Here is a 21,649-nt window from a genome sequence, read left to right as displayed (position 1 = left end):
TTTAAAAAACATGATTGGTCAAACCTAAAAACTATGCTATCAAAATACCTTTGGATGACTGGCTCGATGATCATCGCTAGTTTAGGAAGTATTCACCTGTATTATACATTTTTTTCAACTGCCTTTTCGTCAACAAATCAGACGATGATTCACCAGATGGAAGTGTCTTCGCCTATACTGAGCCCGGACATGACTATGTGGAAGGCATGGCTTGGCTTTAATGCCAGTCACAGTAGCGGGCTGTTATTTTTGGGACTGCTTAATTTCTATTTAGCGCTTCGCTACTTTGACCAGCTTCAATCCGATCCAATATTTTTCATTATTACACTGCTTGCGATTGGCGTTTACGTATGGTTGGCCAAAAGATACTGGTTTAGTATTCCCCTGATGGGTTTATCACTGGCCCTGATTTTCTTCGTTGCTTCTTCTGTTTTAACCTTGGTCAACGATTAATTCATTGCTGGACGAACAGTCTGCTTAGATGATCTATATGAGCGTTTAGTGATACTTCGTATTGCCCCCCATTCATAGGTATTCACTCCTGTAATTCACAGTTTAGCCACTATTCGAAGAGTGGTTCATCTGTGATTGCTTGTCTACAGGCTATTATAGCGGGGTAGTACTGGTAAGATGTTCAGCGAGCTTACGCATTGCAGCTGGTTTAGAGAAGTAGGCCGATTGACCCTCATTAATCGCTCTCCATCTTTATACATTATGCCACTAAATATTGATACTTCTTTTCATTAAAGTATTGGTGACGTTTTCACAACCGGCTTTGTAAAAAGCCATCTTAATGCCTGGAAGCAGATTATGGCTGGCCTATTAGGATCAAGCAAAGGTCTTTCGATCCGTGAATTTTTTGGCTTCCTCGGGCAAGCGCATCGCCCAGATGGCAACAGCCGCCATACTAAGGCCACAAAAGATGAACGGGGCCAGTGCACTCACCCCCGAAAGCAGGCTATTCACTGAGGCCGACACAAAGCTGGCTAGTCCGCCCAGGGCCTGAATGTTACCAAACATTTCACCCTGGCCACCGCCTTCCTTAATCATGATGGAGAGTAGACTACCGGTGAGCCCGGTCATGATCGAGACAGTCAGCGCATCTACACCCGTCACGACGTAAAACAAGGTTACCGAAGACTCCGAAAAGCAGTAGACTACCTGTAGTCCAACACTAAGCAGCGCCAGAAAGAGAATCACCTTTCGTTTGTTGACCCGGTGTGCGATGAATGTGAAAAAGACAACGTTGGCCAGTAAAGCCAGCGCGCCAAAGTAAAGAAAGAACCGGGCCGTCTCCCGTGGGGTCATCATCAGATCACTTTCGGTTAGGAACGCCACGAAATAGGCGTAGTAACCCATGCCTAAAGTAGCGATCATATTGAGGATAAAAACCGACTTTATACCTGGCAACTCCTTGTCGGCATCGGCGAGTTGCTTCCACAGGGAGACAACCTTTAGGGAATTGGTCGCTTTTTGGGTTAACTCTTTGAGTTCAACCGGCTCTTTTTTGGGGTTTGTTTCCCTAAAGAGAAATGCCAGGCCAATGTTTAGAAGCCCTACCCCCAGCAAGAGCAGAACAGTGGGCAGGGGACTCACCCTACCACCACTGTAGACCAGCATCAGCCAGCCCGCTCCCATCGGCCCAATAACCGGACCCGCCCCGACGATAAAACTCAGTATCCCTGAATACCGAATCAATTCATCTTTCTGCATCAGATCGGCCATTGACGAACGCATCACCGAATAAAGCCCGTTGGTAGCCCCTTTAAAGCATCGGTTAACCACATAGCCCCAGGTTTGCAGAGGCAACAACAAGAGCGTCGACAGCACAGAAGCGATAGTGGTGGCCATGGCGGCTGGCCGTCGGCCTCGTTTGTCGGACCATTGGCCAACGGCCGGTGAAAAAGCTAGTTGAATGGCCAGCATCAGAGCTGTGCCGGCCGTCAGCAGAACAGGTTTGGCGGGTAAATTAATTACATAGTCGGCAAGTAAAGCACCTAAGCCATTTCCGGCAATTATATCGAAGAAAGTAATCGCGAAAATTAAGAATAAAGGGTGTTTTTTAAGCATTTCGGGCGGTATTCAGGTGTCTTCAAAAAATGATTGTCATTTATATTTTCGGTCTAAAAAAGCTTGAGGTCAACTAAGGACCGGTAGATGTTACTCGCTCAAGGTAACTACTTACTACTACCCCCATTTAGCTGGAAACGAACCGTATCTCAGTATAGACCCGATCAGCCACACTGAGTCGGCTTAGGGGCATCATAGTGAATGAAAAAGTTGATCCAGGTTAATCGAGCCAGCCGGAATACGACCGGCGTTAAGCCGATAATCAAGCTGATCAGTAGGGTCAAAAAATAGACCAGCTCCCAATCCAGGAATATCTCAAAAACCAAAAAGCAACTCACAATCAGGCCCGTATAGTACCCATAACTGACGTAAAGAGCGCCCGTATAATAGCCGGGCTCCCGCTCAAAGCGTTCGCCACAACACGCACAATGGAGGTTCATCTGCGCAAACAGCCTGAGGTTATAGGGGTTGTTGACGGCAAAGAAGCTTCCTAGCTGACAACGGGGGCATTTATTGAAGAGGATGCTGTAGAGTTTGGTCCCTTTTCCCATCGTATGATTTGTAAAATGCATTATCTTAACTAATCCTGATACCTCAAACCAGCTAGTCGAACCAGAGCAGGACGAGTAGGTAAACTAATCAGTCAGGATTACCCATTGGGCGGGTAGTTTGTTTGTCTCAGTTAGGCAACTTCCCCGTGCTGGAATAGCGTTATGGGTTTTTCAAGGCAGGCGCGTTGGATGAATAGACGGCCTGGCTACCGGCTTCGGAGCGCTGTAGCTCATCCTACACTTGAATACTACCGTCAATAATTTCGGTCATGATTTGGGTCATGTGTTGCTGTACGGCCCAAAACAGGCTGGGATCGGTGCGGGAAAATAAGGCTTAAAATGAGGTAGCTCATCATAGAGCGTCTGAGTAAGGTGGTTCACCCCCGTACCGTTTTTTGGACTAGCGTTGGACGGTGGCTTTAATCCAAAAGCCACCTTCAATAGAGTTTTCCGGAAGGTAACCGGAATGTCTCCCCGAGATTTTCTGGCCAGCTCCACCGACGTGACAGGCCCAAGCTCATAGCTGACTAACGCTAATGAATTTAGCCGTTTAGTGGCTACCTGCTAGTTAGTTTATCCCGACAGTTATTTGCTGAAAGCTACTCAGTATTGATTGGTGCTGGTCCGACTCCTGCGTGCTCCAATAATTTTGTGGTGTTCAATCGCTCCGACGATTCAAACAACAATTATTAACAACAACAATGAACACATTCGTAAAAAGTACCATCGCCCTAGTGGGCACCGCTCTGATCATGAGCTTAGTATCTTGTTCTAAAGACAGCCTGTTAGATTCAGTTCAACCCGGAAATGGTTCTGTGCAGACCCGCCCTGACAATTCAACGCCACCAACAGCTAGTAGCGATCTTATCTCTGTTTTCAAGAAGTACACGCTGATCAAGCACGGTGACTGGCAGCTTTCCTATGATGCCAATGGCGATATTACCAAACTACAGTCGACGGCTGATCCAAACTATTACTGGGAATATATCCGGGCCTCCAACGGTTCAGGGATGACGGTTCAGTTGCGAAACGGAATTAAACTGTGGCAGAAGACGCTGATTCTGTTTGATGCCAAAGGCCGAGCTCAGAAGTCGTTTGTCAATAAATACGACAACCTGGGAAACAACGTATCACAACAGGTGTACGATTACCTGTACAATGCGACAGGCCAGTTAAAGACCATTACTGGAACGGGCAATCAGGTCTACACCTTCGAGTACGACGCCAGCAGTAACCTGAAGAAGATCGACATATCGATAAACGGGAAGAAACAGGTCATGACGTATCAGTTTCTGGGCGCAGCCGATAAGAACCATTTGAACCCAAGCTGGCTGACCATGTACGATCAGATTGATCCGTTCCTGCCCATTTTCGGCAAGTTTTCCAGCAAGTTAATGACCTCATTTCAACTCTATGACCAGGCGACCAATAGTGTTATTGAAGACGTAACATATAATTACGTACTGAATAGTGATGGCATGGTGACCTCAAAGACGGAAACCCGAAAAACAGCGGGCAAAACCCTGACCTACATCTATCCGCTGGCGTATGATGTGAGTATCTATAAATTGTAAAATCGGCTTACCTGGCCTCTTCAAGCTCCCTGCTTATGCGGGGAGTTTTTTTATGACTCGAAACGATAATACAAAAAACTGCCTACTTTCTAGCCAGGCATCAATGGTTGAACCAGGTTGGGGTAACATCATGAAGCGGTTGGGTTTGTCGGGGGTGACAGTGGTGTCGGTTTCTTTGTCACTTGGAAGTTCAAACACACAAAGGGGGACTAACCGTCAATCCGAACACTGATTGCCTGCCAATCCTCAAAATTAACAGTAAAGATGTGGTCAAGATCATGTGGAGACTCGTAAGCGATCTCCCATTTCACCTGTTGGCCTTCCACGATTTCGGCAGTAGCTATAGAGACAGGCGTAAACTCAAGGTCAAAATCCCGGATAACAAACTCTTCTTTCCAGTTACGAAACTCGGCGGTGATAACTCGTATAGATTCGGCTTTGATCAATCCATAATTAGTCTGAACATCCTCGACAGAAGCTTGTTGTTCCATGTCCGGGTTTCCAGGGCCATATCCTAGTAGAAATTAACTATTTCTCAAGCTGTTGGAAGACCAATTTACCTTCATGAAACACCGCTTTGACGTCAAATAACGACTGATCAAAATTCCCCTCCAAATCACCACCGAAAGCTACTAAGTTAGCTCTCAGGCCTTTCCTGATTTCACCTACACTGGCTGATAGTCCCAACGCCTTAGCTGCGTTATAGGTAGCAAAACGAAGCACATCAACCACGGGTAAACCAGCTTCTTTGTAAGCCAGTAAGACATTTACTGCACCTTTTCCCCGTTCAATGTCTTTGATATCGTTGTAATAATCCGATCCTGAAACGATCATTACCCCTTTTTTGACCGCCCGTTGTAAGCGATCACGAAAAGCCTTCAGGTTACTCTGTAGATAGTCTTCAGCTTCTTTGCCTTTCATGCCAACACCGGCTACCAGCAATCTACCCTGTTGGGCTGATACATCGGTTGGTACTAAATAGACGTTTCTTTGAGCCATCAGGGTTAAGGTGCTATCCGATAGACTATAACCGTGTTCAATCCCATCAACACCAGCTATAATCGCATCTCGTGCGGATTCATCGTAGGTAGCATGAGCGGTTACAGGAATCTTGTTGGCGTGAGCCGTTAAAACAATGGATCGGATTTCTTCGGGAGACAATACCCTGTTATCTGTGTTCATGCAAACTTTGATCACGTTAACCCCGTGGGCCAAGTGATCCAACACAGCCGCCCGTGCATCATCGGCTCCTTTGATTACTCTGTATTCCTGATTTATTACAAAACTATCGGCTGGAAAGAGCTTGTTGAACTGACCACCTGGAGGACTTAATATTGGACCAGACACGTACATAGTGGGTCCAAGTTCTTTGTTAGTCATCAGTATTTTTTGTAGACGAACATCAAGATATTGACCTGAATTGCCCAGGTCCCGAACTGTGGTAATACCAGCTTCTAAATTTTGCTTTGCAAATCGAAGCCCCTCTCTAATCCGTTCTTTTACAGGCTTTTTAGACGCATCTTCAAGGCCCGTTTTATCTTGCTTCTGGCTCAATAAGAGGTGAGTATGGGCATCTATTAAGCCAGGTGTGACAGTATGCTGACTCAAATCAATGACTGGAGTACCTTTAGGAATTGAAAGTTTTTTACCAACCTGGCTAATGAAACCATTTTGAATTACTATTTCTTGATTTTTCACAAATTCACGTTTGTTACTATCGTATAATTTGCCTGCTCTAATCAAGATTACGTTTGATGGCTTAATTTGGGCGTTGACGGTTGTAGCAACTAATACGAGAACGACAATTGCTCTAAGAAGCCTGGATAGTTTCAATAGCATGGACCTTGTTGAGTGAGTGCGTATATGTAACGTTGAGTTAATTTCTATGTACCAGTACCTTCATTGTTCCTTTACTCAGATGGACAGGGGCCGCTCGTCCGGTACTATCCAGTAAGCTTAGATCAAACTTGCCTTCCAAAAGACCAGTGCTTGGATCGTAGCGGGTAATTTCAATCCAACCGGTCGCTTTTTGATAGGCCTGTGTGGTCGCTTCAGACGTTCCCAAAACGAGATATTTCCCCTGAGCCCCTACCTTTTCGAACGAACAAAGATCAGGCTTTGATAGATCATAATACCCCTGTTTGAGCGGTATGTCTGTGAAAGTCAGGATTTGGGTAGACGAGCAATCCCCCTGGCACCCTGTCACTTTTTTAGAACGCTTTTTAGCGGTTCCTGGATAAGGTAAATCAGTTTTGAGGAACAAATTAAACCGCTCCTGTAAACAAAGGTCCTTTTTGGTAGTAGGCGTACCGGAAGCAAACCAAGCGGATCGTCCTAAGGAAGCTTTGACAGGATAGCTTCTCGAACAGGCTGAGCAGAGGACTATCGAAACGGCTATGACTATTTTCAAAATCATGGCGGAATGCTGTAATATAATCTATTGCATGCTAGCTAAAGTACGAACCATCAAGCGAACTACTTGTGGATGGCCGTTTCCTAAAACGCCCCATTTTTAAAGCCTGAGTTGGTCCGGGTTTGACGGACAGTCTACGTGCTTAACATAACCGATAGTCGCCATGCTGGTCCGGGCTCGCCTAACTTGTTATTGGATCGGCCTTTGCCCACTTGTGCCGGTGAAGTTTTAGTTGGCGACATCACTTACTTGCCCCTAGCCAATGGCGAATGGGGGTATCTGGCGGGCCGGATGGACTAATACAGTCGTAAACGTAGTAGTTGGAGTTGGATAACAACAGGCAGGAAGATCTGATACATAAGGCTTTACAGCAGGCTATTGGTCATAACCAACTGGGCAAAGGCGTATCATCCATTCGAATCGGGGCCGCCAGTATGTGGGTAAGCAGTTCCGAACTACTCTGAGGTTGCACCAGTCTGAACAGAATATGAGTCGGGCAGATGCCCCATACGTCAATCCTTTCATGGAATCGTGTTAGTATTTTCAATTAAGGTTGGGAAATCGACAACAAGGTGCAGCATGGACGGCAGTTCTATTCGGCGTACAACTCGCTAGAGCAACAAATGCTTCTAAATACGCCTTAAAGCCCACTTTATTCTCCTTCCAGTTGCATTATATTATCGTCAATTCTCAGATCAATCATCAGAAAATTAGGATCAATACCGCCACGTTGGGGCTTTCGGGGCACGGTCACTTGTATAGTCTGTTTACCAGACCGGATGCGGTGCATCTGAAGGTAAAGCGGCTGGTCTACCCCATTGCTCTTCGCATACAGGCCCACTTCCAGCCAATCATTCATCGGCACGTCATGTTCAATACCAGCGTTATCAATTACTACCTTTTGAGCCTGCACATTCATGATTACCTGCCAAGTACCAGCTTTTGTTTGTTTTGCTGCCATTCGCTCCGTTTTGAGACGCCAATACGTGTTCTGCTTAAACAGATCGGTCAACAGGTAGTGTAAGGAGTCAGGGGTAACCGTTTGTAGCTCTTTATAAAGATCAAGGGTCGTCGGCATCGGTAACTCTCCGGAATGATGCTTTTGAAGCAGGTTTCGAAGCGCGCCATTCACAGTTTCTTTCCCGATATATTTACTTAGGGCATACAGGGCAAGCCCACCCTTTCGATAGTATAAAAAGTCTTCATTGGCCTCCAGTAAAGACGCGGTTGCCAGGGAACGAGGCTGTTCATAAGCCGAATGCAGATAGCTAACGTATCGCTGTAAATGCCCCTGCCCATAGCTCTTTTCCAGGACCTGCATACCGGAAAAGACGGCAAGGCCCTCGATCAGCACGCCGGATCCTGCCACGTAGGCCGGGGTTAATCGGGTAATGCCCCACCACTGATGTGCCACTTCATGTGCCAAAATATAATAAGGCAGGTCAAAACCAGTAGGAGCATCATCGGGATGCAGCAGCGCATATTGTTCGCCATAATAGATAATGCTGGCATCCGCACTGCCGCCCCCTCCGTTACCCGCCCGCTCTACGAGCGTGAAATGCCGGTACGGGTAGGGACCAAACTGCTCCGTATAATAGGCCATTGATGCCTTTACGCTCCGAAGCTTCCGGTCTATATTGAGGGCATGGCCTGGATGATAGTAAAGCCTAATTTGAACATCGTTCCATTGGTTTTCCACCCGCGCATACCGCCCGGATAAGATGGCATACTCCCCCCCGATCGGCGCATCAGTTTTGTAATGAAAGTAGCACCTATCGCCTTTTGTCCAGGTTCGAAGCAAAGCACCCGGTGCAACGGCTACCTCACCTTCTACCGTACTGACAAGGGTCTCGAAGGTCGCCTGATCGGTACTCAATGGCTTTTTACGGGCATCAACATCATAAAGCGATGGGATAGCAGAGCGTGCCACAAGTTTATATTTTTTCCGAAGGACCGCATCCGTAAACTCCCGGTAGTGTTGGTAGCCAATGGCGGGCATCAGGTCGTAATTGGTGAAGTAGGTGCCATTCTTGACCACTAATGGGTTGGCGGAGCTATTGCTGAATCCCTGCTGCTGATAGTGTACGACAAAGTGTACGCGTAGCGAATCGCCAGGCCGTAGGGGTTGCTTCAGGGCATAAATGTGGTGACTCAGTTCATGGTCGATCCGAACGGGGGCAGCGGGCCGATTGAATGTTACCTCAGTTGGCGCTAGGCCCGAAACACTCCCAATATGAATAGAGTCAATTGATACTGAATGGTTATTCACCAGTGTATACGCGGCCCGGATGTCGACCTGCTGCTGTTCGGGATAGATCGCCACGTGCAGTTTTATCCCCTTAAGTTGGGGTTGGGGGGTATCTCTATACTTCCCGTACCGCCGTTCGTATTCAGCCTTTCGTTCAATAATATCGGAGCTGCTGCGGTACTCGTTCAGCCCATTCGTATTATAGAAAATGAAGCTCCCCGAGGAGAGAATTAGGCCTAAAGCGAGTAGAGCAACCCAGGTTGTTGAACGGGTAAAATGACGCTTGGCTTGCTGAAGACGCTCGTACAGCCGTTGTTCTCTACCCCGTGGCCAAAGCAATCTCGCCCCTACAGCAAGCAGTAACGCCCAGCCGACCCAATAGCCTTTAAACCACAGCCACGGCCCAAGAGTAGGGCCGAAGCCACGCATATCGGTGTAGTACCAGCCCGGATCGGCGCCATAAATGAGCAGGTTGTGCTCGACCTTAACCAGGGAAGGAAAGGCCATGAAGCTAAAAATCACGACCATCACCAGATAACTGATATATTTTTGATTCACTACGAGGTGTACCACCAGGGCCAGCAGGGCAAAGAGCAGATAGTCGATGAGCTGAAGGCCAAAGAGCGTCTTTAGGTATAGGCCTATCTCAAGCGTATCGTAGTCCAGGCCCAGCTGCATCGCTATACCCGCTGCCATCAACAGGGCCATCCAGGCCATGAGGATAAGACCGAATCCCATAAATTTACCGGTCAGGAAAACCCATTCCGGTACCGGTGCGACATCCGACAGATCACTGAGACCAGCATCCCGCTCCTGCCAGACCAGCTCGCCCATGAAATACAGGCTGAGAAGCGGAATAACAACCCACGGGGTACCCAGGTTACTGACACGTGGGCACAGGTAGGCTAACACCTGCGGAGTTGTTGGCAACAGCGGTATCTCAAACTGCGTCAAGATTTGGCTGGCGAATACAGCGGAGGCCACCGCAATAGCCCCAACCAGGGTAAGTCCTAACGGGTGCCGGGCTATTTTGGTAAACGATCTCAAGGCAATCGTGAGCGTCTGACGAACATAGACCGCTAAGTCAAACGGTTGCTGAATCGTCGGCTGGATACTGGCGGTTGTGCTTACGCTTGAGCGTTCAGTTGTCATTTCGGCCTGTCGGGAAGGCCGTTGGGTAAAGCGACTCCACTCGCTATTGGAGACAACATCGGCAAACTTGAAGCGAACGTAGGTGACCCCTAAAGACACAATAGCGACACTCAGCCACAAGACACGATTCCAAAGAAACATACCCTGCAGCGTCACGAGCCGCATATTTTTATCGGTTGGCGTCCAGGTTTGCAGTTCCCCCCCTACAATACCGGCTACCCCTACCGGATCCAGTAATTTTACCAGGTCCCAGTTTCCCAAAAGCGTTGCCACCGCTAGGGCGATCACCTGAGCCACCAGAGCCAAGAGCAGGCTGGCCAGATAACCTGCCATTACCCGGTGACTAAGAGAGGCCAGGCTGAATTGGATCGCTGTAGCGATAAACGTATTGGGTAAGGCGATTAAGAGGTAGACGCTAAGATAAGCCCATGGCCTAAATGGTAATAATTCCTCCTGATCCAAACCCGGCACGTAGAAGGAAAGCAGCACACCGAGCGGCAACGCAAGTATCAACAGAGCATTCACCGCAAAGGCGGCCAAAAATCGTCCACCCAGGTAATCCAGCCTGGTAACAGGCGTTGTATAGGTAAGCGGATGCATCCGCATGTTCACGTCCCGGGCGGCTGCTTCTCCCGCGATGGCCGCTCCGATGACGAGCCAGATAAAGCCACCAATGACCGTAATAGCAGTGATGTGGAAGGTATTGTTGGGGTATACGCCGTCGCCCGGTGTGATGAGGAGTTTCATCACAAGGGTAAACAGGAGAAGTAAGGCTCCATTGAGCCAGGTAGTGATGCGCCGGGTGAGATAGGCGAACTCAAAGCGAAAGATCGTCCAGCGTTTCATCGTGCGAACTCTCGGTTGTGGTTGCCAATATGGCCGGCCAGGGTACTAAAATACACATCCTCCAGATCCGGCTCTACCGCTTCAAAATCGTTACCAGGCATCTCCCGGCTGTACACATGCACCTGGGTGCGGCCACTGAGCAGTTTAGCTGAAATGACCGGGTACTCCTGCTCCAGCGTAGGCAGGGCCTGTTTATCGGTCAGTTTACGCCAGATGCTGCCCCTGAGAGCGGCCACGGCCTCCAGTGGCTTTGCTTCCAGCAGAATTTGGCCCTTATTGATGATGGCCATGTTGGTGCACAGCTCCGAGACATCTTCCACGATGTGGGTGGACAGAATGACGATGCTGGACTCGCCTAATTCGCTGAGTAGATTGAGGAAGCGAACGCGCTCAGCGGGGTCAAGACCCGCCGTTGGCTCGTCGACGATGAGCAGCTTGGGATTGCCCAGTAAGGCCACAGCCACTCCAAAGCGTTGCCGCATACCGCCGGAATAGCCACCCAATTTCTGCTTGCGCTTGTCCCACAGATTGGTTCGTTTGAGTAAGGCCTCGACGGTTTCTTGTCGCACCGCCCGGGCCGTAATTCCTTTGAGCACTGCGAAGTAGTTCAGTAGGTCCTCGGCACTGGATTTGGGGTAAACGCCGAACTCCTGGGGCAGGTAACCCAGCGTCTGGCGCACCGCTTCCTTCTGGTTCACTATATCGATGTCTCCTAAAAACAGTTGCCCTTCATCGGGCTCCTGCAACGTAGCAAGCGTACGCATAAGGGTTGATTTACCCGCGCCGTTCGGCCCTAGCAGCCCAAACATGCCCGGTGGAATGTCCAGAGATACATTTTGTAAAGCCTGAACGGTACCGGCCGCCCGGCCATTCGCATACGTCTTAGAGACATTGCGAATAGATAGACCCAACGGTTGGTTTTCCAGTTGATCGGATTGGCTTGAGTTCATCAGTTAAATGAAGGAGGTGAAGCACCTTGATCGATGCTTTCTTTCGCTAGTTTAGTACGAAGCAATGGGCAGCGAATCGGAAAGCGAAACGCGATATACGAATGCGGAAAAGGAATCGACCAAAAAGGCCTTTGCTTCTGCCAAATCACTGGTCGATTCCACCTCACCACTCGTAGAGTGGAATGGACATCTGGTCGAGAAAATGATTTGGGTTTGGAAGAAAAAAAGAACTTTGTTCTATGGAGCGAATCAAAAAAATCTTTCGGCTGATTCACCTCTCCCTTTGGGTGTTATTCACCTTTCTGATCGTCGTGCAGCTGGGGGGTGAAGGTGATACTCACCGGCTTAGCACAACCACGGGCTTTATAGCGACCTGTTGCTACGTTTTTTACAGTCATTTTTATCTCTTGGCCCGCTATACCGGTAAGAAAAAAAGAGGGCACTATTTTCTCTTCCTGGCGGGAATTGTGCTAACCGGACCTGTTCCTTTTTTAGCCTTCCACCACAAAGCGCTGGATACGGGGTCACTTTTCCTGGAGTACTATCGAATACACCTGGTCTCTACTGTACCTATCTTTCTCTTCCTGAGTTGGCTGGCCAGGGTCATCGAGAATCTGGTACTCAATACCATTCAGAAAGAGCAACTGGAGAAACAGGCCGTGGAAGCTGAACTGCAGGCCTTAAAATCGCAGATCAACCCACACTTTTTGTTCAATACCCTGAATAATATCCACACGCTGGTTTATAAACAGGCACCCGCTGCACCGGAGGCTGTCATGCAACTAGCCTCGTTGATGCGCTATATGCTTTATGAGTCCAATGCGGCCACGGTTCCGCTGGCGAGAGAGATGGACTATTTGCGGGATTATGTGAGTTTGCAGCAGCTCCGCTACAAGAGTAATCCAGTGGTCGATCTACAAATCGAGGGGGAGACAGAATCCTGCTACGTTGCTCCCTTGCTGTTCATTCACCTGCTGGAAAACGCGTACAAGCACAGCCCCGCCCGCCTGGAACCCGGCGATCTGAAAGTAAGCGTGGCTATTATGGAAGAAAGTCTGACCTTCAACGTACAGAATCCAATCGGAAACCGGTTGGCTACTCCGCTGGAAGGGCCCGGTGGCATCGGGTTGCCCAATGTCCGCAAAAGGCTGTCGTTACTCTATCCTGACCAGCATACGCTCTCCATTCAGAACACCGGAGATACGTTTACGGTCACGCTTATCATCCACGGTTTACCTGTACAGGCCCATGAACCCAAAGCTCACCTGCTCAATCATTGAGGACGAGTACCTGGCCCAGGAAATCCTGGAAGAATACATCCGAAAAGTCCCTTTCCTGGAGTTAAAAGGGTCCTATATGAGCCCCCTGGAGGCAGCTAGTCAATTAGCGGAAGTCGGCCCCGACCTGCTGTTTCTGGACATCAACATGCCCGACCTGGATGGGCTGAGCTTCATTCCAATGTTGAATCCCAAACCCATGATTATCCTAACGACTGCCTATGATCAGTATGCGCTGAAGGCGTATGAGTTGGAGGTGAAGGATTACCTGTTAAAACCTTTTACGTTTGAGCGGTTTTATAAAGCCGTTTTACGGCTGTATCAGGAGCAAAGCCTCCGACAGCAAAAGCCGGAAGATAAAGCTGATCCCAGGCATGAACCAGCGTATATTTTTTTAAAAGTTGGTCACCGCATCCAGAAAATAGCTACCCAAGATATTCTCTTCGTGGAGGGGATGAAAGATTATTTACGGATTCATACCAGGGAGGAGAAGATTATGACACTGTTAAGCTTTGCCAAACTGGAAGAGTTGCTACCTGCCCCCGATTTTGTCCGTGTGCACAAGTCGTTCCTGGTCGCTATCGACAAAATTGACCATATCGAAAAAAACAGGATTCAGATTGGCGACCAACTCATTCCCATCAGTGATACTTATGCCGAGCCTTTTTATAAGCTACTGAAAGGATTACAGTAATCTATCGTAGTAAATTGGGGTAATTGTCCATATCCCAAACGCCCATCTGGAAGATGCAGCAACCGTATCTAAGCCATTTCTATTTTTAATTTTTCACCGTCTCGTAAATAGTGTGGCTACGAAGGGACAAAAATTGATCTATAAAGTATACGTTTATCGGTACGGCATCAATTGTGTTACCAACTTGTATGAGGAAGTCATTTGTCGCGGGTTACGCTTGGCTTGAAATACTGGAATAGGTTAAGGGAAGTTTTATTGACATCGGTAGTGTTTGGTTTGGCTCACGGCTTAACCGAAAAGAGCATACGATTGGGCTGGTAGCTGGCATGATCGCCTGGGCGGTGCTCAAGGCGAATAGTTTGTGGGCCGGTTGGGCCAGCCATCTGCTAACTGCCGTGCTAATCGACACGTTTTTAGCCTAAAAGGAGGATATAATACAAATTGCTTTTTCGCCACGCAGTAAGATAACTGATCTTCCCCCCTTTCTTACTCACTCGTTCATGCGTTTAGATTCGTTTTAAAACGTGTTTTCAGGGACAAATTTTAAGAACACGTTAAATGTTCACATCCTCTAATTAGCTCATTTATGACTAAACTGCGCATTTGCTTCACCGGTGGTTCCGGAAAAGCCGGTAAGCACGTCATTGCCTACCTGCTTGACCAAGGCCATACGGTGATGAATGTTGACCTCACTCCGCTGCATCACCCAGGCGTCACGAACCTGATCGCTGATATTACCGATTCCGGTCAGAGCTTTAATGCACTGAGTTCGTATGCGGGCTTCCAGGAATTGGAACCCGGTACCGGCGTACCTAAGTTTGATGCGGTTGTTCATTTTGCGGCCGTACCCCGCATTTTACTCAAACCCGATAATGAAACATTCCGGGTCAACACCCTGGGCACCTACCATGTGATTGAAGCGGCTGTTAAACTAGGCATTCAAAAAATCATTATTGCCTCCTCTGAGACCACCTACGGTATCTGTTTTTCCGATGGTCAAACCAACCCTAAGGTATTACCTCTGGAAGAAGACTATGACGTCGATCCGATGGACAGTTATGGCTTATCGAAGGTCGTTAATGAACAAACAGCCCGTAGCTTTCAGCGACGCTCCGGGATAGATATCTATGCCCTTCGGATCGGCAATGTGATTGAACCCCACGAATATACCGAGCTGTTTCCCTACTATCTGACTCACCCGGAAGTACGTCGTCGTAACGCTTTCTGTTATATCGATGCACGGGACCTTGGCCAGATTGTAGATTTATGTTTGCAAAAAGATGGGCTAGGCTATCAAGTTTTTAATGCTGGCAACGACCATAATGGGGCGCTTCTGTCGAGTAAAGAACTAGCCGAACGTTTTTTCCCAGGTGTACCGCTCAGCCGGGAGTTGGGCGAGCATGAAGCCTTATTTTCAAATCGCAAGATTCGGGAACTACTGGGCTTTAACGAACAACATAATTGGCGCAAGTACGTACCATGAAGGGTATTAGTTGATTCCTGAACCGTCGCATTCGTACCGAACTGCCAATATTGTAAGTTAAAGCTCCCCAGCGTGGGGAGCTTACCGCTTCGGAGAAGAGCTCACTTACCGAGCCCGCATCCGGTAGATCGTCCGACCACGCAGTCCCACTAAGGGGCCACCGACTTCAATGATGCGAGGCCGAGCCGGGCGGTTGATGTGCATTAATTTTGTGTTCATCGTCTTTGTTGTTTGTGATTGTGCTACAAAGATGCGGGGTGTGCGGCCCAAACTACAAGCGTAAACTGGTCAAGCGTCGATTTCGGGAGATAAACCACATATATCGGCCGATAAGTGGTATATATCGAGAATTGATTTATTCTAAGAAATTACTCAGTGAATTTCTATTATTATAGAATAAAATGAAGACATAGGACTTTTATAGGGAAATAAAACTAAAGCCAGACGACGGAAAGTCGCCTGGCTTTAGTTTCGCTGACTCAAGCAGTTATTATCTAAAATCAGGTGCCTTTCACAGCATCCCTGTCGAGCAGCGATTACAGTAATAAAACGACTGCCAGCAGAAATTGTTTTCGGAAGTCGAACATTGGCTCATAATTTTTCAAAAAATTTCTCCTTTCTCCGGGTCTGTTAGCCCGTCTCAGGTGAGAGTGATTAGTAAAACTGAGAACAGATTACTATACTTTAGGCATTTCTCTCAACCGGTTTGCAAGTTCATTTCTCCTACACTTGCCCGCTGGCCTGAAAAATGGGGTACAAGAAGAGCTGCTGAAAGAGAATGGCTTTCCTGGCGTATTGATTTAAAATAAACGCTGGTTTTTCTGTACGATGGTCACCCCTTCTCCTGTAACGTACTGATATTCAAATAAGCACACGACAGCGTTACACAGAAGGCGACTACCGAGTAGGTAAGCAGCCTGGGCAATTCTTCCGGCTTTTTATCAAAATCAGTAAAGAACAGAAAAGCAGGGTAGACATACGGATAATAAACGATGCTTTCCCAGTCGATGAGTACAATCCCAGCAAGCCAAAGACCAATACCAATGCCTAGTGGCACCACAAAATTTCTATACAGCAAGCTTAGCCAGTACTGCACAACGATTATGGCCAGTGAGCCGAGATAAATCCGCCAGGTCATGGTGAGTAAAACATCCCATTGAATCTCGCCCACTAGCAGGGGATAGTTTGGGTTAACCTGATGCACGGCTAGCCCCGAACCGACCAGCGCCAGGTTGAACAGGGCTATAAAAAGTAAGACTAAGGTGTGAATGAGCACAAATTTTGAAAAGAATATATCCGCAAAAGTTCTGGGCATAGCGTATACCTGTTTCCAGGTATTGTTTCGGTATTCGATCTGGACAACTAGGTTGGTGATCAGGATAATGTACATCGGAAGGATCACAGCCGCTACATTTTTCCAGCAGAAACGGAAGAACGTGACCCACGGAGAAGTCTGGAACTTAGGGATTAAAGCCTCAGGCCTTTCAATGAGAATAATGAAATTAATAACCGGGATAAAGAAAGCACCCAAGAGTGTGAGCCAGTAGGCATAGGAGCCCTTACTTTTGAGGAACTCTGCCTTTATGGTAGACAGGAAGGAGGTTGTCATAATTAGTTGTCAGCAAGAATTTGCAAAAAGAGATCTTCCAGGTCATTTTTGATCAAGCCCATTCGATAGACCTTCACCCCCGCCTGAACCAGCAATTGGTTGATCTGAGCGAGGTGATTTTCATCAACGTGTTGAACGGTAAGGATACGATCTTCGGCTAGGCTAACTGGAAAATGAGCGCCCGCCAGCTGCTTTGCCAAATCCGGCTCACTTACTTTGAATTCGGCGTAGGTATGATTGGATTTTAGTTGCTGTAAGGCCGAAAAGGAGCCCTGAAATAGGAGCTTGCCCTGATTTATAATGCCGACATGGGTGGCAATCTTCTCAATCTCAGCGAGTAAATGGCTCGATATTAGGATTGTTTTACCATTCTGTTGATTCAATTTTCTGATCAGGTCACGAATTTCAATAATTCCAGCCGGATCCAGGCCGTTCGTGGGTTCATCAAGGATCAGCAGCTCGGGATCGTGCAATAGCGCAATACCGATTGCAAGCCGTTGTTTCATGCCTAGCGAATAGGCTTTGGTTTTTTTGTTGGCTGAGTCCAGCAGCCCAACCTGTTGCAAAACCTCGTCAATCCGGGCCTTACTACAGCCGTACACTAGTCGGTATACCTCAAGATTCTCCTTTCCGGTGAGTTGTGCATACAAGGAAGGTTGTTCAATCAGCGACCCTATTTTCCGTAGCAGTTGGATTCGTTCCGATTTTAGGTTGGTGCCGAATAGCCGAATGTTGGCCTTCGATTCCCTGAGCAACCCTAGTATAAGTCTGAGGGTGGTCGTTTTGCCCGCTCCATTCGGTCCGAGAAATCCATAAATGCTTCCTTTGGGAACACTCAGATTGAGGTCGGTCAGGATCGGGTTTCCAGAACCAAAGCTGAAGGTTAATTCGTGCGTTTCAATGACAGGTGAATCCATCGATCGTTGGGCTAGTTGGCAGTTCAGGCGCAAAGAAACAGGCCCATTTTTCAACGAAGAAATAAAATCGTCAATGACTTGATTTTGCCTATAAACGGACCCAAAACGCCCCCAAAAACGGATACACCTCAACTGATGCGTTTGCAAAGCTCATCACGGAAGAGATCGCCGATCGGAATTTTTACCTCGCCGATAAAAATAAGGTTCCTTTCTATGCTGGTGATCTTGTTGACGGCCACGATAAATGAGCGGTGGACTCTGACAAACTTAGAAGCGGGAAGTTTTTCCAACAGTGCCGTGAGTGTCAGGAGCGTATCAATTATCTGATGTTTCGTCTGTAGAGCTACGTACTCTTTTTTACCCTCGATAAAGAGGATATCCTCGAAATCGACCCGGATCATACGGTAGTCAGATTTGATAAAAATATGTTCAGCATTGTCTTCTGTAGCCGGTTTTTGTAACCGGAGTTGCACTTTTTGCACGGCTTTCAGAAAGCGTTCAAAACTGATGGGTTTTAGCAGGTAATCAACCACATCGGCATTAAAGCCGTCGAGCGCAAATTGGGTAAAAGCCGTTGTAAGAATGACTAACGGCGGATGTTTGATCGTCTGCAGAAAATCCAACCCATTGATCGTCGGCATGGCGATGTCCAGAAACAGCAGATCAATAGCTTCTGTGCCAAGCTCGGGTAATGCCTCCAGAGGACTAGTAAATGTGGCGACCATGTGCAGAAAAGAGATTCTCTTTACATGATTTTCGATGACTTCCAGCGCCAGGTATTCGTCATCGATGGCGAGGCATCTAATCATATCTTTTGATCAGGTCAATAGTAAGTCGGGCTGTAAACTGGTCATTTGACCGGTTAAAAACCAGCTGATGAGTTTGTTTATGCAATAAATCAAGCCGCCTTTTTAGATTTTGTAAGCCTACTCCTCCGGAAACAGGCGAGGAAATTTCCAGGATATTATTACTTAGTTGTACCTCGATCCGTTTAGGGAAGATGTCGAACCGGATGGCAATGGGGTAAGTGCCGTGCTTGAAAACGTTTTCAACCAGGGGCAAGAAAAGAAGCGGCTGTATAACGACATCGTTCACAGGGCCATGAACCTCAAAATGGACACTTTCGCCAGACTTGTTTCGAAGTTCATGCAGTGAAATGTAGGTTTGAATGATCTCGATTTCTTTAGAAAGACGAATACAATCTTCATTTGTTTCGTAAAGGAGATATCGCATAATGCTCGAAACCTGAAGTATTTTATTCGGCGTATCGTCCGATTTTTTCAAGGCTAGTGCATACAAATTATTCAGGGCATTAAACAGGAAATGAGGGTTAATCTGGGCTTTCAAAAACGACAACTCTGTCTTGAGTTGCACATTTTCCGTTTCCTTCTTACTCTGCAGGTTCGCATACCAATCGCTGCTGAAACGGATAATTACCGCCAGGGTCATAAACCAGCCAAGATTGAAGGCCCGGTGGATGATAGTATGCTGGACGTTTTGTTGCAACATAATCGTAACGAGAAGAGCCAGCAAGGCGACCCCGACCGTATTGGCTGCTACAAATTGGAGCAGTTGTGTTCTGGCTAGTACTTTAGGGACCCAATAAAAGTAATTGAGGTAGAAAATCAGGCAGTTTGTCGACAGGATTGGCCCGTAGTGCAGGAGCAGGTTGGTAAAACTGAAGCGGGACGCATTACTGGTGAAAACAAGCGCCACATAGCTTACCCAGGCGAGAAGGTGTAGCATAATGGGTAGGACCCGTTCTAGTCTGCTTTGCGACATATGGCTGCGATTTTCAGTCGCTAAAATAGGAGTATCCTTCCTGACTTTCAGAAAGTCCCGTCAATAGCCGATTCATTTCCGCCAATTGGTTTTTTTGCCTGTTAATTTCAGTAACGAGTTACTTAGTGGCCTTTAGGGTGTATGATGCAGATTGAGTTGGGCATCTATTAAAATCAGGGTTTTTGTGAGATTGTTATATTTGGCAGGTAGGTGCTCTGTGGACTTTACAAATAATTATCATATAACAATATTAAAGATCGAATAAGCTTCGTTAAGCGAGAAAATAACCGTTATGAAGCTCGCCTACCTGATAAGTTTAGCCTTGGGTACTCTGGCCATCACCAGTTGTCCACGGCCACAACTACCCAACTTTTGTGATAAACCGGACCATATTTTTGTCGATCCTGTCTGTTATGAGGCTAACAAAGGATTAACCATTAGAGCCTCTCCAATTGAAAGTGCAGATACATCTATTCGGCTCTATTGGATGGTCTACATTTTGGCTGATTCTTCCCAGCAAGCTCCTTTTCTTCACCCGCAAATAGACAACGTTCTTGGTGGATATGCACTCACATTGTCGGATTCTTCGTTAAAAGCCAATCAAAAAGTTTACGTAGAAGTTCGGTCTAGCTGTGCTGGAGTACCTGGAAAAAAAACGGTGGCTATAAATGGGAATGTATTTGTAAGGCGCTACAATCAGGCAAACCATTGCTATCAATGGGAAGAGAAAATGGATTAGAATAAGTAGTTGCTCTCTCTTTAAACGCCCGTTTCTATGCAGCTATATATTGACATTTCTAGGTAATAGAGTTGTTGCAACGAGGCAATTTTGAGCTATGAAACTTCCTACCGCTGACTTACGTACGGACCGTCACTGGCATTCGGCCACTGACTTAGATCAACAACGCTTCCACAAGCTACTGACCCTCTTGCCTACCGCTTATGAACAAGTCTATGGGCAATCCATTCAACAACGCCAGGAAGAATGCCCCAGACGAACCGGCTTTAAGCACTTACGAGGACTTACTACTGTTCACCCTATTCTCGCGCTCCGGCTCCCTGGTTAAAGTCAGACATTTCCTTATACCTACGGGGCTTCACCACAGGCATAGATGGCTCAACGGCCAGTCGCAATCAGGTACGTAGAACGCAACAGCCAGCCGTATGGCTCATATTTCCAGTTTAGCCTGCCTGGTTTTTAGGGTCTGCTGCCCGAGTAAATTCTTTGTTGTGGTAAACTTGGTGGAAAGTTTTACTAACTCAAATGTGAGCTATGCATGATTGAGTGGAAAGGACATAAAAAAAGCCAGCTCGCTATGGAGCTAGCTTTTGCAGAATTCCGAAAAAATAATAAGTGAACATTACCATTTAAATATCCCGTATCTAATATTAATTAGAGAAGGGGAGGATAGAGTAAAATCCGTTTTGTGATAGGTTAAAGCAGGAATCGGAACAATAATATTAACATCTAAATAGTTAGCTTTTGTGATTTTCAATTGAGAGCCAATTTGAAAATAGGCATACTGCACCATATTAAATGATTCGTCGTACTTACCTGAATTAGTAGGATGATCCAATAAATTACCTCGATAATAATTATGTGCCGATGATTTATAAGGAGGATTATACAATAAACTAGAGTAAAGGGAATTGTGAGTTTGAAAACTTACATAAGGACTAAAAAAACTATGAGGATCAAAGCGGTTTTTCATCCTCTTCCCAATTGGGAAATAATACCGAAAACCAATCGGCAAATCTATGCTGTATAACTGAGCATACCCACTAAAACTATAACTCATTTCTAAACCACCATTTAGGGCTAATCTCTGATTCAATTTTTGTTCCAGTGTAACATCAACCCCCAGTGTTTTCCATATGGAAGAAACAGCAACCGAACTTTGACGAAAAATAGGTAGAACAAGACCGACTTTTATGAGTTGTTTTGTGGGTTTCAATGGATGCGTATCTGTTGTATCATAGCGTATGCTAAACTCCTTTAAATATTCTACTGGTTGAGCAAAGGTGGACGTTGAAACAATAAGTAATAACAAAAATAGCCGTATCATAAAAATCTGAATGATAG

Annotated in this window: 21 protein-coding genes; 9 read left to right on the top strand and 12 right to left on the bottom strand. The window is 46.8% G+C overall.

What is annotated here, in order from left to right; genetic code table 11:
* Positions 1–33: 33 nt before the first annotated feature.
* The gene (locus tag ACYVFD_RS24410; RefSeq protein WP_461093124.1) at positions 34–453 is read left to right on the top strand and encodes an LIC_13387 family protein; all 420 of its coding nucleotides are present in this window, start codon (positions 34–36) and stop codon (positions 451–453) included.
* Positions 454–828: 375 nt separating this feature from the next.
* Here the strand turns inward: ACYVFD_RS24410 and ACYVFD_RS24405 are convergent, their stop codons facing one another.
* Both ACYVFD_RS24405 and ACYVFD_RS24400 read right to left on the bottom strand, forming a co-directional pair.
* A complete protein-coding gene (locus ACYVFD_RS24405; RefSeq protein WP_461093123.1) occupies positions 829–2,070 on the bottom strand; it encodes an MFS transporter in 1,242 nt (413 codons plus the stop codon).
* 164 nt (positions 2,071–2,234) lie between these two features.
* Positions 2,235–2,621 carry a DUF983 domain-containing protein gene (locus ACYVFD_RS24400; RefSeq protein WP_461093122.1) on the bottom strand — a complete coding sequence of 129 codons (387 nt, stop codon included), beginning with the start codon at positions 2,619–2,621 and terminating at the stop codon, positions 2,235–2,237.
* A 701-nt stretch (positions 2,622–3,322) separates the two neighbouring features.
* On the opposite strand from ACYVFD_RS24400, the gene ACYVFD_RS24395 reads away from it, so the two are divergent.
* Entirely contained in the window at positions 3,323–4,195 is an 873-nt protein-coding gene (locus ACYVFD_RS24395) for a hypothetical protein (protein WP_461093121.1), read from the top strand.
* Positions 4,196–4,404: 209 nt separating this feature from the next.
* Here ACYVFD_RS24395 and ACYVFD_RS24390 read toward each other — a convergent pair whose 3' ends face one another.
* Genes ACYVFD_RS24390 through ACYVFD_RS24380 form a run of 3 tightly spaced genes read right to left on the bottom strand, consistent with a single transcriptional unit; the run spans position 4,405 to position 6,611 of the window.
* A complete protein-coding gene (locus tag ACYVFD_RS24390) occupies positions 4,405–4,686 on the bottom strand; it encodes a hypothetical protein (RefSeq protein WP_461093120.1) in 282 nt (93 codons plus the stop codon).
* 37 nt (positions 4,687–4,723) lie between these two features.
* Positions 4,724–6,034, bottom strand: coding sequence for an amidohydrolase family protein (locus ACYVFD_RS24385; RefSeq protein WP_461093119.1), 1,311 nt, complete (start codon positions 6,032–6,034; stop codon positions 4,724–4,726).
* A gap of 37 nt (positions 6,035–6,071) precedes the next feature.
* A complete protein-coding gene (locus tag ACYVFD_RS24380) occupies positions 6,072–6,611 on the bottom strand; it encodes a hypothetical protein (RefSeq protein WP_461093118.1) in 540 nt (179 codons plus the stop codon).
* A 135-nt stretch (positions 6,612–6,746) separates the two neighbouring features.
* On the opposite strand from ACYVFD_RS24380, the gene ACYVFD_RS24375 reads away from it, so the two are divergent.
* Positions 6,747–6,908, top strand: a complete 162-nt coding sequence (locus tag ACYVFD_RS24375; RefSeq protein ID WP_461093117.1) for a hypothetical protein — start codon at positions 6,747–6,749, stop codon at positions 6,906–6,908.
* Between the two features lie 26 nt (positions 6,909–6,934).
* Positions 6,935–7,072 carry a hypothetical protein gene (locus tag ACYVFD_RS24370; protein ID WP_461093116.1) on the top strand — a complete coding sequence of 46 codons (138 nt, stop codon included), beginning with the start codon at positions 6,935–6,937 and terminating at the stop codon, positions 7,070–7,072.
* 188 nt (positions 7,073–7,260) lie between these two features.
* Here the strand turns inward: ACYVFD_RS24370 and ACYVFD_RS24365 are convergent, their stop codons facing one another.
* Both ACYVFD_RS24365 and ACYVFD_RS24360 read right to left on the bottom strand, forming a co-directional pair.
* Complete coding sequence (locus tag ACYVFD_RS24365; protein WP_461093115.1) at positions 7,261–10,854, bottom strand: ABC transporter permease/M1 family aminopeptidase; 3,594 nt, start codon at positions 10,852–10,854, stop codon at positions 7,261–7,263.
* The gene (locus ACYVFD_RS24360) at positions 10,851–11,804 is read right to left on the bottom strand and encodes an ABC transporter ATP-binding protein (RefSeq protein WP_461093114.1); all 954 of its coding nucleotides are present in this window, start codon (positions 11,802–11,804) and stop codon (positions 10,851–10,853) included. Before ACYVFD_RS24360 ends, ACYVFD_RS24365 begins: the two co-directional genes overlap by 4 nt.
* A gap of 239 nt (positions 11,805–12,043) precedes the next feature.
* Between ACYVFD_RS24360 and ACYVFD_RS24355 the strand changes: the two genes are divergently transcribed.
* From ACYVFD_RS24355 to ACYVFD_RS24345, 3 genes are all read left to right on the top strand, one after another.
* Entirely contained in the window at positions 12,044–13,084 is a 1,041-nt protein-coding gene (locus ACYVFD_RS24355) for a sensor histidine kinase (RefSeq protein WP_461093113.1), read from the top strand.
* Positions 13,053–13,775, top strand: coding sequence for a LytR/AlgR family response regulator transcription factor (locus ACYVFD_RS24350; protein WP_461093112.1), 723 nt, complete (start codon positions 13,053–13,055; stop codon positions 13,773–13,775). Before ACYVFD_RS24355 ends, ACYVFD_RS24350 begins: the two co-directional genes overlap by 32 nt.
* Before the next feature lie 586 nt (positions 13,776–14,361).
* Positions 14,362–15,258 (top strand): NAD-dependent epimerase/dehydratase family protein, encoded by an 897-nt coding sequence (locus ACYVFD_RS24345; RefSeq protein WP_461093111.1) that lies wholly within the window; start codon positions 14,362–14,364, stop codon positions 15,256–15,258.
* A gap of 832 nt (positions 15,259–16,090) precedes the next feature.
* Here the strand turns inward: ACYVFD_RS24345 and ACYVFD_RS24340 are convergent.
* The 4 genes from ACYVFD_RS24340 to ACYVFD_RS24325 form a co-directional block, all read right to left on the bottom strand.
* A complete protein-coding gene (locus ACYVFD_RS24340; RefSeq protein WP_461093110.1) occupies positions 16,091–16,867 on the bottom strand; it encodes an ABC transporter permease in 777 nt (258 codons plus the stop codon).
* Between the two features lie 2 nt (positions 16,868–16,869).
* Entirely contained in the window at positions 16,870–17,784 is a 915-nt protein-coding gene (locus ACYVFD_RS24335) for an ABC transporter ATP-binding protein (RefSeq protein WP_461093109.1), read from the bottom strand.
* Between the two features lie 128 nt (positions 17,785–17,912).
* Positions 17,913–18,593, bottom strand: coding sequence for a LytR/AlgR family response regulator transcription factor (locus tag ACYVFD_RS24330; protein WP_461093108.1), 681 nt, complete (start codon positions 18,591–18,593; stop codon positions 17,913–17,915).
* Positions 18,586–19,530 (bottom strand): sensor histidine kinase, encoded by a 945-nt coding sequence (locus tag ACYVFD_RS24325; RefSeq protein WP_461093107.1) that lies wholly within the window; start codon positions 19,528–19,530, stop codon positions 18,586–18,588. The genes ACYVFD_RS24330 and ACYVFD_RS24325 overlap by 8 nt, the downstream gene beginning before the upstream one ends.
* 328 nt (positions 19,531–19,858) lie before the next feature.
* Here ACYVFD_RS24325 and ACYVFD_RS24320 point away from each other — a divergent pair, with 328 nt between their 5' ends.
* Positions 19,859–20,305: a hypothetical protein gene (locus ACYVFD_RS24320; RefSeq protein ID WP_461093106.1), complete on the top strand. Its 447-nt coding sequence runs from the start codon at positions 19,859–19,861 to the stop codon at positions 20,303–20,305.
* A gap of 97 nt (positions 20,306–20,402) precedes the next feature.
* On the top strand, positions 20,403–20,633 hold the full coding sequence (locus ACYVFD_RS24315) for a hypothetical protein (protein ID WP_461093105.1): 231 nt from the start codon (positions 20,403–20,405) through the stop codon (positions 20,631–20,633).
* Between the two features lie 294 nt (positions 20,634–20,927).
* Here the strand turns inward: ACYVFD_RS24315 and ACYVFD_RS24310 are convergent, their stop codons facing one another.
* Positions 20,928–21,632, bottom strand: a complete 705-nt coding sequence (locus tag ACYVFD_RS24310; RefSeq protein ID WP_461093104.1) for a hypothetical protein — start codon at positions 21,630–21,632, stop codon at positions 20,928–20,930.
* Positions 21,633–21,649: the final 17 nt, after the last annotated feature.

It is taken from the genome of Spirosoma gilvum, from assembly GCF_054776815.1.
The sequence above is the reverse complement of the archived record's forward strand: the minus strand, read 5'-3'. Positions and strand labels throughout refer to the sequence as shown.

Coding starts and splice junctions, on each gene's coding strand:
- ACYVFD_RS24330 (WP_461093108.1), bottom strand. CDS start 18,593: ATGATTAGATGCCTCGCCATCGATGACGAATACCTGGCGCTGGAAGTC.
- ACYVFD_RS24385 (WP_461093119.1), bottom strand. CDS start 6,034: ATGCTATTGAAACTATCCAGGCTTCTTAGAGCAATTGTCGTTCTCGTA.
- ACYVFD_RS24355 (WP_461093113.1), top strand. CDS start 12,044: ATGGAGCGAATCAAAAAAATCTTTCGGCTGATTCACCTCTCCCTTTGG.
- ACYVFD_RS24360 (WP_461093114.1), bottom strand. CDS start 11,804: ATGAACTCAAGCCAATCCGATCAACTGGAAAACCAACCGTTGGGTCTA.
- ACYVFD_RS24410 (WP_461093124.1), top strand. CDS start 34: ATGCTATCAAAATACCTTTGGATGACTGGCTCGATGATCATCGCTAGT.
- ACYVFD_RS24335 (WP_461093109.1), bottom strand. CDS start 17,784: ATGGATTCACCTGTCATTGAAACGCACGAATTAACCTTCAGCTTTGGT.
- ACYVFD_RS24390 (WP_461093120.1), bottom strand. CDS start 4,686: ATGGAACAACAAGCTTCTGTCGAGGATGTTCAGACTAATTATGGATTG.
- ACYVFD_RS24380 (WP_461093118.1), bottom strand. CDS start 6,611: ATGATTTTGAAAATAGTCATAGCCGTTTCGATAGTCCTCTGCTCAGCC.
- ACYVFD_RS24365 (WP_461093115.1), bottom strand. CDS start 10,854: ATGAAACGCTGGACGATCTTTCGCTTTGAGTTCGCCTATCTCACCCGG.
- ACYVFD_RS24345 (WP_461093111.1), top strand. CDS start 14,362: ATGACTAAACTGCGCATTTGCTTCACCGGTGGTTCCGGAAAAGCCGGT.
- ACYVFD_RS24395 (WP_461093121.1), top strand. CDS start 3,323: ATGAACACATTCGTAAAAAGTACCATCGCCCTAGTGGGCACCGCTCTG.
- ACYVFD_RS24325 (WP_461093107.1), bottom strand. CDS start 19,530: ATGCTACACCTTCTCGCCTGGGTAAGCTATGTGGCGCTTGTTTTCACC.
- ACYVFD_RS24350 (WP_461093112.1), top strand. CDS start 13,053: ATGAACCCAAAGCTCACCTGCTCAATCATTGAGGACGAGTACCTGGCC.
- ACYVFD_RS24340 (WP_461093110.1), bottom strand. CDS start 16,867: ATGACAACCTCCTTCCTGTCTACCATAAAGGCAGAGTTCCTCAAAAGT.
- ACYVFD_RS24400 (WP_461093122.1), bottom strand. CDS start 2,621: ATGGGAAAAGGGACCAAACTCTACAGCATCCTCTTCAATAAATGCCCC.
- ACYVFD_RS24405 (WP_461093123.1), bottom strand. CDS start 2,070: ATGCTTAAAAAACACCCTTTATTCTTAATTTTCGCGATTACTTTCTTC.
- ACYVFD_RS24310 (WP_461093104.1), bottom strand. CDS start 21,632: ATGATACGGCTATTTTTGTTATTACTTATTGTTTCAACGTCCACCTTT.
- ACYVFD_RS24320 (WP_461093106.1), top strand. CDS start 19,859: ATGAAGCTCGCCTACCTGATAAGTTTAGCCTTGGGTACTCTGGCCATC.
- ACYVFD_RS24315 (WP_461093105.1), top strand. CDS start 20,403: ATGAAACTTCCTACCGCTGACTTACGTACGGACCGTCACTGGCATTCG.